The sequence below is a fragment of the Chryseobacterium sp. GM_Chr_2 genome (assembly GCF_026540445.1).
GTDB lineage: Bacteria > Bacteroidota > Bacteroidia > Flavobacteriales > Weeksellaceae > Chryseobacterium.
The window spans coordinates 147,832-163,547 of sequence record NZ_JALNUD010000003.1 but is presented as its reverse complement, the minus strand read 5'-3'; the positions used below and the strand labels follow the sequence as shown (position 1 = coordinate 163,547).

Annotated in this window: 18 protein-coding genes; 4 read left to right on the top strand and 14 right to left on the bottom strand. The window is 33.4% G+C overall.

What is annotated here, in order from left to right; all coding sequences use genetic code 11:
- Nucleotides 1-105 precede the first annotated feature (105 nt).
- Both OXQ85_RS06315 and OXQ85_RS06310 read left to right on the top strand, forming a co-directional pair.
- Complete coding sequence (locus tag OXQ85_RS06315) at nt 106-885, top strand: DUF4369 domain-containing protein (RefSeq protein WP_267402973.1); 780 nt, start codon at nt 106-108, stop codon at nt 883-885.
- Nucleotides 882-1,256, top strand: coding sequence for a TlpA disulfide reductase family protein (locus OXQ85_RS06310; RefSeq protein ID WP_346659710.1), 375 nt, complete (start codon nt 882-884; stop codon nt 1,254-1,256). Before OXQ85_RS06315 ends, OXQ85_RS06310 begins: the two co-directional genes overlap by 4 nt.
- Before the next feature lie 72 nt (nt 1,257-1,328).
- On the opposite strand, the gene OXQ85_RS06305 is transcribed toward OXQ85_RS06310, so the two are convergent.
- From OXQ85_RS06305 to atpD, 3 genes are all read right to left on the bottom strand, one after another.
- Complete coding sequence (locus OXQ85_RS06305; protein WP_267402972.1) at nt 1,329-2,150, bottom strand: hypothetical protein; 822 nt, start codon at nt 2,148-2,150, stop codon at nt 1,329-1,331.
- Between the two features lie 80 nt (nt 2,151-2,230).
- A complete protein-coding gene (locus tag OXQ85_RS06300) occupies nt 2,231-2,518 on the bottom strand; it encodes a F0F1 ATP synthase subunit epsilon (protein ID WP_267402971.1) in 288 nt (95 codons plus the stop codon).
- A 55-nt stretch (nt 2,519-2,573) separates the two neighbouring features.
- The gene (atpD, locus tag OXQ85_RS06295; RefSeq protein ID WP_267402970.1) at nt 2,574-4,082 is read right to left on the bottom strand and encodes a F0F1 ATP synthase subunit beta; all 1,509 of its coding nucleotides are present in this window, start codon (nt 4,080-4,082) and stop codon (nt 2,574-2,576) included.
- 526 nt (nt 4,083-4,608) lie between these two features.
- Here atpD and OXQ85_RS06290 point away from each other — a divergent pair.
- Nucleotides 4,609-5,529 (top strand): bifunctional riboflavin kinase/FAD synthetase, encoded by a 921-nt coding sequence (locus OXQ85_RS06290; protein WP_267402969.1) that lies wholly within the window; start codon nt 4,609-4,611, stop codon nt 5,527-5,529.
- Here OXQ85_RS06290 and OXQ85_RS06285 read toward each other — a convergent pair.
- On the bottom strand, nt 5,526-5,879 hold the full coding sequence (locus tag OXQ85_RS06285; RefSeq protein ID WP_267402968.1) for an MmcQ/YjbR family DNA-binding protein: 354 nt from the start codon (nt 5,877-5,879) through the stop codon (nt 5,526-5,528). The genes OXQ85_RS06290 and OXQ85_RS06285 overlap by 4 nt on opposite strands.
- 247 nt (nt 5,880-6,126) lie before the next feature.
- Here OXQ85_RS06285 and OXQ85_RS06280 point away from each other — a divergent pair, with 247 nt between their 5' ends.
- Nucleotides 6,127-6,783 (top strand): NAD(P)H-binding protein, encoded by a 657-nt coding sequence (locus OXQ85_RS06280; protein WP_267402967.1) that lies wholly within the window; start codon nt 6,127-6,129, stop codon nt 6,781-6,783.
- 172 nt (nt 6,784-6,955) lie between these two features.
- On the opposite strand, the gene OXQ85_RS06275 is transcribed toward OXQ85_RS06280, so the two are convergent.
- From OXQ85_RS06275 to OXQ85_RS06230, 10 genes are all read right to left on the bottom strand, one after another.
- Nucleotides 6,956-7,531: a glutathione peroxidase gene (locus OXQ85_RS06275; RefSeq protein ID WP_267402966.1), complete on the bottom strand. Its 576-nt coding sequence runs from the start codon at nt 7,529-7,531 to the stop codon at nt 6,956-6,958.
- 41 nt (nt 7,532-7,572) lie between these two features.
- Nucleotides 7,573-8,235: a histidine kinase gene (locus OXQ85_RS06270; RefSeq protein ID WP_267402965.1), complete on the bottom strand. Its 663-nt coding sequence runs from the start codon at nt 8,233-8,235 to the stop codon at nt 7,573-7,575.
- Nucleotides 8,236-8,347: 112 nt separating this feature from the next.
- Nucleotides 8,348-9,070 (bottom strand): 3-deoxy-manno-octulosonate cytidylyltransferase, encoded by a 723-nt coding sequence (gene kdsB, locus OXQ85_RS06265; RefSeq protein WP_267402964.1) that lies wholly within the window; start codon nt 9,068-9,070, stop codon nt 8,348-8,350.
- Between the two features lie 92 nt (nt 9,071-9,162).
- On the bottom strand, nt 9,163-10,416 hold the full coding sequence (locus tag OXQ85_RS06260; RefSeq protein WP_267402963.1) for an aminotransferase class I/II-fold pyridoxal phosphate-dependent enzyme: 1,254 nt from the start codon (nt 10,414-10,416) through the stop codon (nt 9,163-9,165).
- Between the two features lie 97 nt (nt 10,417-10,513).
- Nucleotides 10,514-12,229, bottom strand: a complete 1,716-nt coding sequence (locus OXQ85_RS06255; RefSeq protein ID WP_267402962.1) for a phospho-sugar mutase — start codon at nt 12,227-12,229, stop codon at nt 10,514-10,516.
- Nucleotides 12,230-12,478: 249 nt separating this feature from the next.
- Nucleotides 12,479-12,835 carry a four helix bundle protein gene (locus tag OXQ85_RS06250; RefSeq protein ID WP_267402961.1) on the bottom strand — a complete coding sequence of 119 codons (357 nt, stop codon included), beginning with the start codon at nt 12,833-12,835 and terminating at the stop codon, nt 12,479-12,481.
- A gap of 78 nt (nt 12,836-12,913) precedes the next feature.
- Nucleotides 12,914-13,618 carry a DUF2807 domain-containing protein gene (locus tag OXQ85_RS06245; protein WP_267402960.1) on the bottom strand — a complete coding sequence of 235 codons (705 nt, stop codon included), beginning with the start codon at nt 13,616-13,618 and terminating at the stop codon, nt 12,914-12,916.
- 7 nt (nt 13,619-13,625) lie between these two features.
- Entirely contained in the window at nt 13,626-14,357 is a 732-nt protein-coding gene (locus OXQ85_RS06240) for a DUF3667 domain-containing protein (RefSeq protein ID WP_267402959.1), read from the bottom strand.
- A 17-nt stretch (nt 14,358-14,374) separates the two neighbouring features.
- Complete coding sequence (locus OXQ85_RS06235) at nt 14,375-14,755, bottom strand: hypothetical protein (RefSeq protein ID WP_267402958.1); 381 nt, start codon at nt 14,753-14,755, stop codon at nt 14,375-14,377.
- Nucleotides 14,755-15,705: a glycosyltransferase family 2 protein gene (locus tag OXQ85_RS06230; RefSeq protein ID WP_267402957.1), complete on the bottom strand. Its 951-nt coding sequence runs from the start codon at nt 15,703-15,705 to the stop codon at nt 14,755-14,757. Before OXQ85_RS06230 ends, OXQ85_RS06235 begins: the two co-directional genes overlap by 1 nt.
- Nucleotides 15,706-15,716: the final 11 nt, after the last annotated feature.

Below are 15,716 nucleotides of genomic sequence, written 5' to 3'. Positions count from 1 at the left end.
TCATCAAAATCAAAGCGTTGGTCATTAATATCTCAATATGGCGACTAGAAAGCCGTATGTTTGTCTAAGATCTTACATCTATAACTCAATAAAAATATTTACAAAATGAAAAATAAATTGAGCTTTTGGAAAGTATTTTCCCTTTTATTATTATTTGTCATTTCCTGTAAAAAGCAAAAACAAGGATTCATTATAAAAGGACAAATTATTGGAATGAAAGAAATACCAAAAAAGGTATATTTTTTCAATGAAATTGACTCTGCGCCAGCGGATAGTGTCAATATTGAGAATGGTAAATTCATATTTAAGGGGCATATAAATCATCCTTGTATTGCTGTAATATCGGCTGGGAAAAGCAGAGCGGAACTTATTTTGGAAAACGAAACATTTGAAGCTATTCTTGGAGATCAGGTATTTATGGTAAAAGGTGGTAAAATGAATGAAATCGTATATGGATTTACTTACGAAAAAGATTTTCAGGAAAATTTTAAGAAAATGAAAGAATTAGGTGATCGATATGATATGTTCGAAGCTAAAAAAAAGAAAAAATCGCAGGACTCCGTTTTATTACTTTATAAAAAAATACAAAATAAACTGTTTGCAATACAGGATAAATACCAGAAAAATATATTAACCCAAGATTATCCCGCACTAGTAAAGGCATATACTCTGAATAACTATTACGATACTACGGCACAATATTCAACCAAAAACCGACTTGCCTTACTGGATACTTATGAAAAAGAGATAGGAAAAGATGAAAGCATAACAAAAATCCGAAACCGCTATCTTGACGAGCAAAAACAGAAGAAAAATACAAAATCAGTATCCAAAGGCCATCCTTTTAAAGATATTGAGGCAATAACAGCAGATGGAAAAAAATAAAACTATCTGAAATTATCAAAAAAAATAAATATACCATGCTGGATTTTTGGGCATCTTGGTGCATGCCATGCCGTGCAGAATTTCCTAATCAACGAAAGGCTTACGAACAGTATCATCAAAAAGGATTTGAGATCTATGCCGTATCTCTAGATGATACCATGAAAAGCTGGCTTAAAGCCTTAGAAAAAGAAAATACCCCTTGGTACAATCTCGTTGATGTAAAAGGGATGAAAGGAAATTCAACAAATTCTTATGGCGTTAATAGTATTCCTGCAACGTTTCTAATTACACAAAATGGAACCATTATTGCCTCAGGAGATGAACTTCGTGGTAATGGTTTAAGAAAAATTTTAAAAAATTTATTCAAATAATAAAACCTTATAAAAGGGTCATTGCCTGTATCTTCAAGAAAACACATTTTTTGAAAGTGCAGGCAATGTTATTTATTTTTGAACACCATCTTTTACGACTTCACCCACTTCTACTTTTTCTTTAATTTTAATAAAATTAGGATCCATAATTGCCATTCTTTCCGCAATTGCTTTATACGTTGGAAACTTTAAAATAGAAGCTCTTCCCGACATTTCTCTGAACAGCGTAAAAGACTTTCCTCCGGCTGTTTTAAGCTGCTTGGTTGTTGTGATATACTTTCCTATGAATTTGCTTTTAGCGTCGTAAATTTCAATGTCTACAAAAGTTTTATCACTCACTGTATCTTCAGAACCGAAGCTTACCGGTAAATTTGTGAAATATCCGACAGGAATACCATTACTTAATATTTCACCTACATTATTAACGGTAATATTCAGTTTATCAATTTTAGTTTTCGTGGTGTATGCCTCTTTGGTTTTTGTATCCAATTTTCGTTTAGGCATATCTTTAAAAAGATCATCTAAATTTTTAACATTAATTCCTCTTTCATCAATGATCTTTAATCCTTTGATACAGGTATAAACCGCCGATTTTTCATCTCCCGAAAATGCCGACGGAGAGATATAATCCAAATCCAGTGTTTTCTCCTGATTATAGATCCTGTTGAGTTTTATATAGCTGTCCCTTACCGAATCTACCACGCTTTTATCAATAAATTCGATGGTATAAATGGGCGTTTCCTTCAAATCCATAAAGGTGTAAATATTGCCTTTATTAGAGACTTTTGCCACATGAATTCCTTCAAGACTTACAATTCCTCTTTTGGTTTTGATGAGCTGGGCATTGAAGATAACTCCTAAAATTGTAAATAAAATGATTAAACTTTTCTTCATAAAATCAGATTTCTACATTGCATAAAAAAAGTGTAACCAAAGTTACACTTTCTTGAAAATATATTTAGCTTTTCATTTAATTATTCACAAAGGATAATTCCTTTATTATTATTAAATTCTACAACACCGCTTTTGATAATATATGAAAAAATAGAATCCTGGTTGTTTTCGCCTTCTTTAGTAAGGTTTTTAGCATATGCCTCACCTACAGACTGAGCAAATAATTTTACTTTGCCGCCTACCAAAGAAGAAACAATTCCTGCGTGGTTTTTCATGATGTGAAATTCACCATTTTTTCCAGGCAAAAGAACAGAGTCTACTTCTCCTTCAAAAACTACGTATTCTGGTGTTAAAATTTTTATATTCATTTTAATTGCTTTTGGCTTTTGGCTAATAGCTATTGGCTATCAGCAATTAGCATTATTATGCGTTATCAGCTAACATTTTTTGTCCAGCTTCGATAGCCTCCTCGATAGTTCCTTTCAAGTTGAAAGCAGCTTCTGGTAAGTGATCTAATTCACCATCCATAATCATAGTAAATCCTTTGATGGTATCTTTGATGTCTACCAAAGATCCTGGGATACCTGTAAACTGTTCTGCAACGTGGAAAGGCTGAGAAAGGAATCTCTGAACTTTTCTAGCACGGTAAACTACTGATTTATCTTCTTCAGAAAGTTCTTCCATACCTAAGATCGCGATGATATCCTGAAGCGCTTTGTATCTTTGAAGAATTTCTTTTACTCTCTGAGCACAGTTATAATGTTCTTCACCGATGATTTCCGGAGCCAAGATTCTAGAAGTAGAAGCCAATGGATCTACCGCTGGATAGATACCTAATGAAGCAATCTTTCTGTCTAGTACCGTAGTTGCATCCAAGTGAGCAAACGTAGTTGCAGGAGCCGGGTCAGTTAAGTCATCCGCAGGTACGTAAACCGCCTGTACTGAAGTAATTGAACCATTTTTAGTTGAAGTAATTCTTTCCTGCATCGCACCCATTTCAGAAGCAAGCGTTGGTTGGTAACCTACCGCAGAAGGCATACGACCAAGAAGTGCAGATACCTCAGAACCAGCCTGTGTAAAACGGAAAATGTTGTCTACGAAGAAAAGTACGTCTCTCCCTTGTCCGCTTTCACCTCCATCTCTGTAATACTCAGCTAATGTAAGACCAGAAAGTGCTACTCTCGCTCTTGCTCCAGGTGGCTCGTTCATCTGTCCGAAAACGAATGCAGCTTTAGAATCTTTCATAGCCTCTAGGTCTACTTTAGAAAGATCCCAACCTCCGTTTTCCATAGAGTGCATGAAATCATCACCATACTTAATGATACCTGATTCTAGCATCTCTCTCAAAAGGTCATTTCCTTCTCTCGTTCTTTCACCTACTCCGGCAAAAACCGAAAGACCTCCGTGTCCTTTTGCAATATTGTTAATCAACTCCTGGATCAATACTGTTTTACCTACACCGGCACCACCGAACAAACCAATTTTACCCCCTTTTGCGTAAGGCTCAACTAAGTCGATTACTTTAATACCTGTAAATAAAACTTCTGCAGAAGTTGAAAGTTGATCAAATTTTGGAGCTGGTCTGTGAATTGGAAGACCACCTTCCTTAGAAATTTCCTGAATTCCGTCGATAGCATCCCCAACAACGTTGAAAAGTCTTCCGTTTACAGCTTCACCAATCGGCATTACAATAGGATTTCCGTACCCGATTACATCCTGACCTCTTTTAAGACCATCAGTTGCATCCATTGCGATACATCTTACAGTATCTTCACCAATATGTTGTTCTACCTCTAAGACTACTTTTTCACCGTTTTCTTTCGTAATCTCCAACGCGTCATAAATGCTTGGAACTGCCTCCACATCATTAAAAACTACGTCGATTACCGGACCAATAATTTGAGAAATTTTTCCTTTAATTTGGTTTGCCATTGCTAAATTTTTTCTTGGTGCAAATATAATGATTCTTCATAAACCCGCAATTGGTAAAAAAAAGATTTTTATCATGCTTTTTCTTCTCAAAAAAGGATTATGAATTTAAATACAATTAGAATAATAAAACAAAGATATTTTATTTTAATATTTCAATTTTTAATAATTCACCAAACAATAAAAACATTTAATGATCAAAATTCAATTTAAATATTTTTTAGTTAAGATAAAAATTCATGAAATTCTTGTTAAATTTCGCAAAAACTCCAATTGTAAAGACACTTTCATAGATGAACAAATAGGAAGGATGTAGATGAAAATGTGAGAAAAAGTAATTTTTTCGATCCATTAAAATATCTTTTTATAATAAACAGTTTTTTTAGTATTTAGTTAAAAATATTTTTCAATTTTTCTTTATTCATTGACTCTAAAACTGAATTAAATCAGTCCTATTGAAAATAACTCTTATTATATAATACCAGATAATTTTAAAGGCTTTATATTTGCAGTCAAATTTTTTTCCGTTTTGAAAGCTTTCAGGAATTTTACAGATTACTCTTCTCAGAAGCCTTTAGCATTGTCTTTAGGAATGTTCGACGGGGTACATCTTGGTCATAAAAGTATTATCGATGAATTATTAAACATTGGTTCTGAAAACCATTTGGAGACTGCTGTGCTTACTTTTTGGCCACATCCTAGATTTGTTTTCAACCCCAATGAAAATCTGAAACTTCTTAATACGCTGGAAGAGAAGAAATTTTTGATGGAAAAATATGGCATCGACAATCTATTCTTAAAAGAGTTTGATGAAGAATTCAGAAATCTTACCGGAGAAGAATTTGTTCGCCAGATTTTAATTGATAAGCTAAATGTTAAGTATTTAATTATCGGTTATGACCATTCTTTCGGAAAAAATAAAAGCGGAAACTTTGAATTGCTTCAAAAACTTTCAAAGGAATTGGATTTTGAAGTCGAACAAATGGAAGCCATCAATATTCATGAAAATAATATCAGTTCCACAAAAGTTCGCAATGCTCTTTTAGCAGGAAACATAAAAGAAGCCAATGAAATGTTGGGCTACTCCTACTCTGTTTCCGGAACCATTGTTCATGGCAAAAAAATCGGAAGAACGATTGGTTATCCTACCGCTAATATCGAAACAGAAACCATTAAACTTCTACCTAAAAAAGGTGCTTATATTGTTGAAGTTTTCGTTAAAGGTCAACAATATAAAGGAATGCTAAGTGTTGGAACAAACCCGACCGTTAATGGAGAAAAGCTAACCGTTGAAGTTTACATTCTCGATTTTGAAGGAGATATTTACGACGAAAAAATTACTGTAAAGTTCAGAGATTTCCTTCACGACGAAATAAAATTCGAAGGGCTGGAAAAATTAATTGAAAGGTTGGATGAAGATAAAAGATTAACTGAAGAGTTTCAGTTTTAAGAACTTGAAATCTCCTCTTTAGCCTTCTTTGTTAATGATTTAAATACCAACTCATACGACTGGTCGATTAATTTAAATATCAAATCTCTTTTTAAACCATCTGCCATTACCGAATTCCAGTGTGTTTTATTCATGTGAAATGCTCCGGTAATTTGCGGATATTGCTCACGAAGTTCTGCACTCCATTCCGGATCTGTTTTTACATTGATACTTAAAGGTTGTTTTTCAAGAGCCATCAGCAAAAACATTTTGGTTCCCACTTTCATCACCAATGTTTCATTATCAAAAGGAAAACTTTCTGTAACTCCTTTTTTCGCAAGGCAATAGTCTAAAATTTCGTTGGCATTCATGATTTTATAAGTAATAAATAATGGGTAATGAGTAATTTTTATTATTTACAGATGCTTCAACAGGCTCAGCATGACATTTCTAATACTAATTTTATAATAAGCTTAACGCTTTAGAAGTTAATTTGCAGCGATGTCATGCTGAGCAAAGCCGAAGCCTCTTTTCAATACTTAAATTTAAATATTAAAATTTACGCCAAATTTAGTAAATTTAAGAAGGAAAACATCATCAACATAAATCAAAAATAATATGAAAGCTCTCGTTATAGGTGCTACAGGCGCTACAGGAAAAGATTTGGTCAGTCAGTTACTTAATGATAAAGATTTTGAGGAAGTTCATATTTTTGTACGAAAACTTGTTGATATTCAAAATGATAAATTGAAAACTCATATCGTAAATTTTGAAAATCCTGATGAGTGGAAAAATAAAGTAAAAGGTGATGTCGCTTTTTCATGCCTTGGAACTACATTAAAAACTGCGGGAAGCAAAGAAGCTCAAAGAAAAGTCGATTATGATTATCAATACGAATTTGCAAAAGCTGCCAAAGAAAATGAAGTGGAAGATTATATTTTGGTTTCTGCTTATGGAGCAAATCCAAAATCTAAAATTTTCTATTCTAAAATGAAAGGCGAATTGGAAGAAGCTGTAAAACAGTTACATTTCAATAAAATAACCATTTTTAAACCTGGAATGCTGGAAAGAAAAGACTCCGACAGAACCGGAGAAGTTTTGGGAAGCCGAATTATAAAATTTGCGAATAAATTGGGCTTATTGGAAAGTCAAAAACCTTTACCAACCGATGTTTTGGCCAAAGCAATGATTAATTCTTCAAAGATAAAAAGTAATGGATATTCCAGTATTAAGCTGGGGAATATTTTTTGTTTTGCGGAGAAAAGCAATGAGTAATTTTAAAATGAAGGGTGAATTGTCAACTGTAAATTTTTCCCTATTTGACGCTACATAATGAATAAACGCTTCGACAAGCTCAGCGTGACATCGCTACCACTATTCTTTTAAAAAGAAGTTAGTATTAGAAATGTCACGCTGAGCCTGCCGAAGCGTTATTATTTTTTTATTTTTATTTAAAATACTTTGTAATCGCGTCGCTCGTAGGCTTCGTTGTGCTTACAAAAGAATCGATTAGTTTTCCGTTTTCATCAACTAAGAATTTTGTAAAATTCCAAAGGATGGTTGTATTTTTTACTCCGTTTAAATCTTTTTCAGTTAAATATTTAAATATCGGCGCAGTATCATCTCCTTTCACAGAAACTTTAGCAGCCAAAGGGAATGTTACGCCATAATTCTTTTGGCAGAAAGCTCCGATTTCGGTATTTGTTCCTGGTTCCTGACCTCCAAAATTGTTGGCAGGGAAACCTACTACAACCACTTTATCTTTATACTCTTCAGAAACCTTTTCAAGATCAGCATATTGCGGAGTAAATCCACATTCTGACGCTGTGTTTACAATAAGAATTTTCTTTCCTTTAAAATCTGCAAAGTTAATTTCCTTCCCATCAAGGCTTTCCACTTTGAAATCGTATATTGATTTTCCCATAAGTTCGTTGGTTTTAGCTTTAGAAACTTCACTTTTCTGATTCATGCAACTTTGTAAAAACGCTACAAATGAAAGCATCAGTAAAAAAATCTTTTTCATTTTTAAGATTATTTAGAAGCAGATTTTCTGCAATTATTCAATTAAAATTTAAAAATATTCGTTGGAAATACTTTATTAATGTCTACTTTATTCAAAAGCATTACATAATCGCCATCTTTTTTAGGACTTGAAGATTCTATTCTGAAAGGCATTGACAGGTTTCCTACTTTTTTATAATCAGAATAAATCAGAGTTTCTTCTTTTTTAACTTCCTTCAAAAGCATATATGTTTTTGTATCAAAATAGTACATGTTTTTATTTACATTTTTCGTTAATTCAACCTTATGACAGTAGATATCTCCTACTTTTTCCTTGCCTAAATATTTAGCTTCAAAACCCTTATTTTCCCAATCAATAAAGTCATTATCAAAACTTTCCGGGATATATTCAGCATATTCCTGAAGTTTATTGGTTGCATAGTTCATTGCATATCCTTTCGTTCCGTCGTAGCCTTCAATTGCAGTATCTTTTCCGCCGATGGTGATTACAGTTTTTGTAAGATTCGGACGTTGCTGATATATTTTAATAGGATATTCGTCTTTAACTCCTAAAATTACTTTTCCTTGCAGCAATACTGAATTTAACAACTTCCAATTGGTTAATCCTCCCGATAATTCGATGTTTTTATCTATGATTTCTTTTGCAGTCTGCGCAAAAATTGTTTGTGAAAATATCAGGACGAAAACTAAAAGTAACTTCTTCATTAATTTTATTTATAAATTCAAATATAAGGCTTTTTTAATTTGAAAATTTGGAATGCAGTAATTTGAAAATACAAGTTAGCATCATATTTTCAAAATATTTAATTAAAAAATTTTAAATTAATTTCCTCGCTTTTTCTAAATCTTCCGGGGTATCGATACCAACTCCGACGAAATTGGTTTCTATCAGTTTGATTTTCATGCCATATTCCAAATAACGGATGCATTCGATCTTTTCGGAAATTTCCAACGGTTTCATTTCCAATTTTGAAAACTGAATTAAAGCATGTTTTCTGAAAGCGTAAACTCCGATATGTTTAAAATATTCAACATCAAAAGAAATTTCTCTATGAAAAGGAATCACAGAACGACTGAAATATAAAGCAAAACCATTATTATCCGTAATTACTTTTACGTTATTAGGGTTTTCAACTTCTTCTTTTTCAGTCAGTTTTATTTTTAATGAAGCTAAAGAAATTTCTTGCTTTTCATCGTTATGAAAAACTTCAATAAGCTGTTTTAAAGGTTCTAATTTTAAAAATGGTTCGTCCCCCTGAACGTTTATAACAATATCACAATCAATATTTTGTACGGCTTCTGCAATTCGATCGCTTCCAGTTTCATGTTGACCTGTCATCACTGCTTTTCCGCCATTTTTTACAATTTCATCAAAAATAATTTCTGAATCTGTCGCTACAAAAACTTCTTCAAATAAACCTGTTTCCACAACATTCTGATACGTTGTTGTGATAACGGTTTTCTCGCCTAACATCTGCATTAATTTAGCAGGAAAACGACTCGCTTCGTAACGTGCAGGAATGACTGCGATTATTTTCATAAGTAATAAATTAATGTAACAATCTAACAATGTATCCATGTAACAATCAGCAACATGGTATTGATACACTGTTAGATTGATATATTGTTAAATTATTTAAGATTATTCAAAGCATTCTCCAATTTTGGCATCATTGAAGCAATTTCTTCAGTAGCCAAACCACCCACAGAAGCTCTGAACCAAGGCTCAGATTTTTCTTCTCCGAACGCTGAGAAAGGAACCAAAGCAACACCCGCTTCATTGATTAAATAAAATACCAAATCAGAAGAATTTTCAATAACAGAACCATCCGGTTTTGTTTTTCCGATATAATCTAATTTAATGGTAAGGTAAAGAGCTCCCATCGGTTCGATACTGTCAACTGCAAGACCTTTTCCTTTTAAATCCTGAATTCCACCGTGAAGAACTTTTAAGCTAGCTTCTAATTTATTTTTGAAATCTTCCACGAAAGCGTTTACTTCCTCCGGATTTTCGTAATATTTTGCAGTCGCTTCCTGCTCTGGTTTTGGTGCCCAAGCTCCAACGTGCGTAAGAAGAGCCTTCATTTTATCCAAAATATGAGCCGGACCGAAGCCCCAACCTACTCTAACTCCCGTTGCAGCAAGGCATTTTGAAATACCGTCAATATAAATTGTATACGCTCTCATTTCTGGGAAAAGAGATACCGGATCTACGTGCTCTGCTCCAAAAGTAAGGTTAGAATAAATTTGGTCATACATTAAGTATAAAGGTTTTTCATCTTCACCTCTTTTCTGGTTTTCCTCTAAAATTAATTCACAAATCTCAGAAAGTTGCTCTTTAGTGAACATAGTTCCTGTTGGATTCAAAGGCGAACAAAGCGCTAATAAAACCGCTCCAGACAAATGAGGTCTTAAATCATCCGCAGTTGGAAGGAAATTGTTTTCCGGTGTTGTTTTTACTTCAATTGCATCAGCCGAAGTAAGGTAAGCATAGTGATTGTTGTTCCAAGAAGGTGTTGGATAAACTACTTTATCACCTTCGTCAACAATTGTTTTATAAACCGCATAGATCAATGGTCTTGAACCTGCTGTTATCAAAATATCGTTTGGAGAATAATCTAAATTCCATCTTGTTTTAAGGTCTTTAGAAACCTCTTTTCTTAAAGATAAAAGTCCGTTAGCAGGCGGATAATTAGTCAGATTATTCTGATAAGCCTTCTGAATTTCCTCCTTCAATTTTGCAGGAATCGGATAAATATTAGAATTTAAATCACCAATCGTAAGATTAGCAATCTCCGCTCCTTTTGCCTTTAAATCATTTACTTCGTTACCAATTTTTACAATTTCAGAACCAATCAGGTTCGCCGCTAATTTTGAAACTTTCACTTTTATTTTTATTTAATTATTTTAATGTAAGAATTTAACAAGGTACCAGTTTAACAATATTGGTATATTACTAGACTGGTACATTGTTACATTTATTCTAAGTTAATTGTAAGTCGTTTTTAACTTGATTAATTTTCTCATCCAAAGATTTCAGTTTATCTCTGAAATCTGCTTCAGAAGTAATTGAATCTTTTACAGAAATATAGAATTTGATTTTGGGCTCTGTTCCGGAAGGTCTTACGCAAACTTTCGTTCCGTCCTGAGTGTAATAAATCAATACATTCGATTTTGGAATGTCGTTCATTACTAATTTTTCATTCTTAGAAACAACAAAATTGGTTTGTTCTTTGAAATCCTTCACTTCTTCAACCAATGAACCAGCCAATTCTTTTGGAGGATTTTCACGGAAATTCTTCATCATATTCTGAATCTCTTCGGCTCCGTCTCTACCTTTTCTCACCAAATTCACCAAACCTTCGTAATACATTCCGGTTTCCTGATAAATTTCGATCATATATTGATACATTGTTCTTCCGTTCGCTTTACACCAAGCCGCAATTTCACAAGCAAGGATGATACTTCCGCAAGAATCTTTATCACGAACGAAATCTCCCGTCATGAATCCAAAACTTTCTTCGCCACCACAAACAAATTTTTCCTGTCCTTCAAAATCACGAATCATTTTTCCAATCCATTTGAAGCCTGTTAAGCCAACTTTACAGTCAACCCCAAATTTCTGAGCAATATCAAAGAAAATATCTGAAGTTACAATCGTAGAACCAATGAATTCTTTTCCTGTGATTCTCTCTTGCTTTCTCCATTCATTTAAAATATAATACGTAAGAATTGTATTCGTCTGATTTCCATTCAATAATTGAATTTCTCCATCTAAATTTCTTACAGCAATTCCTAATCTGTCACCATCCGGATCGGTTCCGATAACGATGTCTGCATTGGTAATTTTTGCCAAATCCATCGCCATTTCCAACGCTGCAGGTTCTTCCGGATTTGGAGAATCAACGGTTGGGAAATTTCCGCTAGGAATCATTTGTTCTGTAACCAAATCGATTTTCTTGAAACCAGCTTTTTTAAGGGCTTGAGGAACTGTTGTATACGTTGTTCCGTGAATTGATGTGAAAACGATATTTAAATTTTCTTTTCCAACATTCTGATACGTAGAGTTTTCGATACAAGCATCGATATAAACTTCATCCTGCTCCTCTCCAATCCATTCGATTAAATCATCGTTTCCATCGAACTTGATATCTTCAAATTTTGTAGAATACACTTCATTAATGATCGCTTCATCATGTGGCGGAACAATTTGCGCCCCGTCATTCCAATATACTTTGTAACCGTTGTATTCAGGCGGATTATGAGAAGCTGTCAACACAATTCCTCCGTTACATTTTTTGTCACGAACGGTGAAAGACAATTCCGGAGTCGGTCTGTGATCCTTGAAAAGCAATACTTTAATTCCGTTTGCCGTCAAAACATCAGCCACCAATTTTCCGAATTCTCTTGAATTATTTCTAACGTCATAAGCAATCGCTACACTGATTTCTTCACCTTGAAATTGCTTTAACATATAATTCGCAAGTCCCTGTGTTGCTTGACCTAACGTGTATTTATTTAAACGATTGGTTCCGACACCCATAATTCCTCTCATTCCTCCTGTTCCGAACTCCAATTCTCTATAAAAAGAGTCTTCCAAATCGGGAGAATTTCCATCAATTAACAATTGAACCGCATCTCTTGTTTCCTTATCGAATGTGTCACTTAACCAAAGCTTCGCTTTTTCTAATGTTGTCATATGTGTCTATTTTGTTATTCTTGGGCTGGAAGTTGGGAGATCGAGGATGGAAGTTTTCCAGCTTCATGCTCCTAGCTTCTTGCCTATTATTTTTTAAGTTTCTTTACTTGTTGGTTGGAAGCGGGGGAGATCAATGATGCAAGTTTCCACCTTTACGCTCCAAACTTCTTATTATTTTTTAAGTTTCTTATTTGATTAAATGCTGTTGGAATCTTCCAGCCTCCAGCTTCAGGCTTCCAGCCCAATTTATTATTCCTTTATTTGATTTCTAAATGCTATAATCTGATTCATAAGACTATAACTTTCATCATATAATTTATTAAAATCTTCTTCTGAAATATATTTTCTGTTTTTTGCTTTATATAAACAGGTTACCACTTCAGCCAAAGAACGAATTGAGTACCCTAAAAATTTTCTAAACTCTAATCTTGACTGTAAAATACTTCCTTCAGAAATATTGAGTGCTACAGAATCAGAAGCTCTTCTAATTTGTGAAGTTAAATTAAAGGCTTCCTCTTTTGGAAAGTTTTGAGATAATTTAAAAATTCTTTCTCCAAAATCCATAGATTTCTGCCAAATAATCAGTTTCTCAAATTTGAAACTCATAAATTAATACTTTTATCATCATTTGTTTGTGTGTCTATTTAAACTTCCATCCTCCATCTTCCCGCATCCAGCCTTTTCTTAATCCAGTTTTTTATTCTCTACTCTTGTATCTTTATCAATTTTAAAAGCACGAATCGGGTCATTATAGTAAATAAATTTCGCTGTATTCTGAATATGTCCTTTTAATGAATCTTTTACATTTACTTCCGCGTAATTTCCATTTTTAGAATCTATATTCAGATTTTCGATTTTCCAATAAGGAGAGATCAAACTTGCTGTATCAGAGATCTTTATTACGGCATCTTTTGTTTGTCCTAAAAAGTTGGCTCTGCTTCGGTTCAGCATTTCAACTTCTGCTCTTCTTGTATTTACCGAACCCATAAATGTAGCGTTATTTTTTAAATTAAGCCTAAAATTATCGGTCTTAATTTCGCTCGAAATATTCATTTCCACAGAATCTGCAATCGCTACTTTTTCAAGATTATATTTTGAATAAATCGTTACATTATAAAAATCAACGCCTTTTGTTCCGCGTTTTTCTTTGATGGAAAGTGTTTTATCTTTTACGTCAACATCAAGATTATCGGCAATATTCGGATATGTTTCTATCTGAACAAAGTTTTTCGGACCTCTTGCATAAAATACTCTGAATTTTCCGTTCAGATCAAGATTCACAAATTCGGAAACATCAACATCTTTCGTTTCGATATCTTTTCCTTCCGGAGAGATTTTTCCGCACGAAACCACTGCCACCAACATGAATGTGCAAAATATATTTTTCATATTTAAATTAAAATATTTCATATAAAATCAAACTTATGATCGTAATTTCTATTCCCATCAATCCATAAAAAACCAATACTCGCCATAATAAACCTGGTTTTGAGTATGAATTTTTAAAAGCATTCCAATAAGTAATTGCCGGGAAGAGAATAGAAAGACCGGATATAATTTTGTCGATGAAATCGAAAATCTTTGAAATCGGTTTCCACAAACCAATCAAGCTTACGATATCGTCGAACAAAAATAAGATTAAAATTCCTAAAAGACTCACTGTTCCGATGATAAAATGCTCGGCAATATTCAAATTTATTCTTTTAAATAAAAAATAAGCATTGATCGCGAGCATCGGAATGATAACAAATAAAATGGTTTTAGAATATCTGGAGAAAAAATCTTTCATCTCCACAACATCATCGGTAAGAATCTGCGCAGGTGAATATTTTTCGTAGAAATGATACGTAATTAGATTAAAACTAAAAAGAATCAGTAACAACGATATAAAATTGTTGTATCTGATTCTTTTTCCTGAAATATAATCCATTGCCGTTTTTCCGGGTCTGAATAAAATATTTTTTAAAGTTTTGAAAAATTTAGCTTCAATGTGCCAAATAGATCCTAGAATATCATTTTTGATTAATGAATGTGGAGTTATTCTTGCTGTGTCCGATTTCTGTCCGCAATGAGAGCAATACTCACCGGAAATTGAATGACCGCAGTTCAAACAACTTTTTGTATTCATAACTTAATCAACACATTCTACTCTTTTTTAACTTTCTTATAAAACCAAGTCATAGGTTCGTTTTTTATCGCCGATAACAGCAGATAATTTTTATCAATATAAGAAATTTTTAGTGAAGTTGTATCTTTCAGTTCGGGATATTTCATTTTCAAAATCATTCCCTTTCTTCTATATTTTCCTTTAGAATCCATAGAATTAAAGGTAGAATCATCATTAAAAATTAAAATACCCTCTCCTTTCACAGAAGTATTTTTCTTAGATTTTAATGAATCTACTTTTGTAATAGTTACCCCCTGATATACCTCGATAAATTCCCACGAACCAATGATTTTTCTTGTTTTACATGAAGATAAAATTAATAATAAAAGAAAAATAATAGTGAAATTAATCTTTTTCATTAAATCACTTCATCAATATTATAATTCTTATGTTCTCTATTCGTTCTGATGATCATTTCGCCTAAAAATCCTGCTATAAAAAGCAAAGTTCCCATAATCATCATCGTTAACGCAATATAAAACCACGGATTATTGGTAATTAAATGTCCGTAAATTCCTCTGGCAACATCAATTAATTTTGAAATTCCCAGCCAAAGCGCCGAAAGAAAACCTACGATAAACATTAAGGTTCCCACAGCTCCGAAGAAATGCATTGGTCTTCCGCCAAAACGACTTACAAACCAAAGCGTTACCAAATCCAGAAAACCTCTGATAAATCTTTCGGTTCCGAATTTTGAAGTTCCGTAAGGTCTTGCCTGATGCTGAACTTCTTTTTCCGTAATTCTTCTGAAACCCGCATTAGCAGCCAAAACAGGAATATATCGGTGCATATCTCCATACACATCAATCGATTTTACGACCTGCTTTTTATATGCTTTTAATCCGCAGTTGAAATCATTAAGCTCTACTCCGGACACTTTTCTAGCCGCGGCATTGAATAATTTTGACGGAATATTTTTCGTCATGACATTATCAAAACGCTTCTTTTTCCAACCGGAAACGATGTCGTAATTTTCATTCACAACCATCGCATACAATTCCGGAATTTCTTCTGGAAAATCCTGTAAATCAGCATCCATTGTAATGATAACATCTCCGTTTGTTCTTTCAAAAGCCGCATGAAGCGCCTGAGATTTTCCGTAATTTTTTGAGAATTTAATTGCATGAATCTGAGGATGCTGAACCTTCAGATTTTCAATAATACTCCACGATAAATCTGTGCTTCCGTCATCTACAAACCAGATTTCATAGGATAAACTGTTTGATTTACAAACATTATCAATCCTTGAAAAAAGCTCTTCCAAAGAGGCTTCTTCGTTCAATAACGGAATAACTATAGATAAATTCATTTAATTTTTAA

Excerpts from the sequence above, each read along its gene's own strand:
- OXQ85_RS06300 (WP_267402971.1), bottom strand. The coding sequence starts at position 2,518 with ATGAATATAAAAATTTTAACACCAGAATACGTAGTTTTTGAAGGAGAA.
- OXQ85_RS06235 (WP_267402958.1), bottom strand. The coding sequence starts at position 14,755 with ATGAAAAAGATTAATTTCACTATTATTTTTCTTTTATTATTAATTTTA.
- OXQ85_RS06275 (WP_267402966.1), bottom strand. The coding sequence starts at position 7,531 with ATGAAAAAGATTTTTTTACTGATGCTTTCATTTGTAGCGTTTTTACAA.
- OXQ85_RS06230 (WP_267402957.1), bottom strand. The coding sequence starts at position 15,705 with ATGAATTTATCTATAGTTATTCCGTTATTGAACGAAGAAGCCTCTTTG.
- OXQ85_RS06270 (WP_267402965.1), bottom strand. The coding sequence starts at position 8,235 with ATGAAGAAGTTACTTTTAGTTTTCGTCCTGATATTTTCACAAACAATT.
- kdsB (WP_267402964.1), bottom strand. The coding sequence starts at position 9,070 with ATGAAAATAATCGCAGTCATTCCTGCACGTTACGAAGCGAGTCGTTTT.
- OXQ85_RS06315 (WP_267402973.1), top strand. The coding sequence starts at position 106 with ATGAAAAATAAATTGAGCTTTTGGAAAGTATTTTCCCTTTTATTATTA.
- OXQ85_RS06245 (WP_267402960.1), bottom strand. The coding sequence starts at position 13,618 with ATGAAAAATATATTTTGCACATTCATGTTGGTGGCAGTGGTTTCGTGC.
- OXQ85_RS06305 (WP_267402972.1), bottom strand. The coding sequence starts at position 2,150 with ATGAAGAAAAGTTTAATCATTTTATTTACAATTTTAGGAGTTATCTTC.
- OXQ85_RS06255 (WP_267402962.1), bottom strand. The coding sequence starts at position 12,229 with ATGACAACATTAGAAAAAGCGAAGCTTTGGTTAAGTGACACATTCGAT.
- OXQ85_RS06250 (WP_267402961.1), bottom strand. The coding sequence starts at position 12,835 with ATGAGTTTCAAATTTGAGAAACTGATTATTTGGCAGAAATCTATGGAT.
- OXQ85_RS06240 (WP_267402959.1), bottom strand. The coding sequence starts at position 14,357 with ATGAATACAAAAAGTTGTTTGAACTGCGGTCATTCAATTTCCGGTGAG.
- OXQ85_RS06285 (WP_267402968.1), bottom strand. The coding sequence starts at position 5,879 with ATGAATGCCAACGAAATTTTAGACTATTGCCTTGCGAAAAAAGGAGTT.
- OXQ85_RS06280 (WP_267402967.1), top strand. The coding sequence starts at position 6,127 with ATGAAAGCTCTCGTTATAGGTGCTACAGGCGCTACAGGAAAAGATTTG.
- atpD (WP_267402970.1), bottom strand. The coding sequence starts at position 4,082 with ATGGCAAACCAAATTAAAGGAAAAATTTCTCAAATTATTGGTCCGGTA.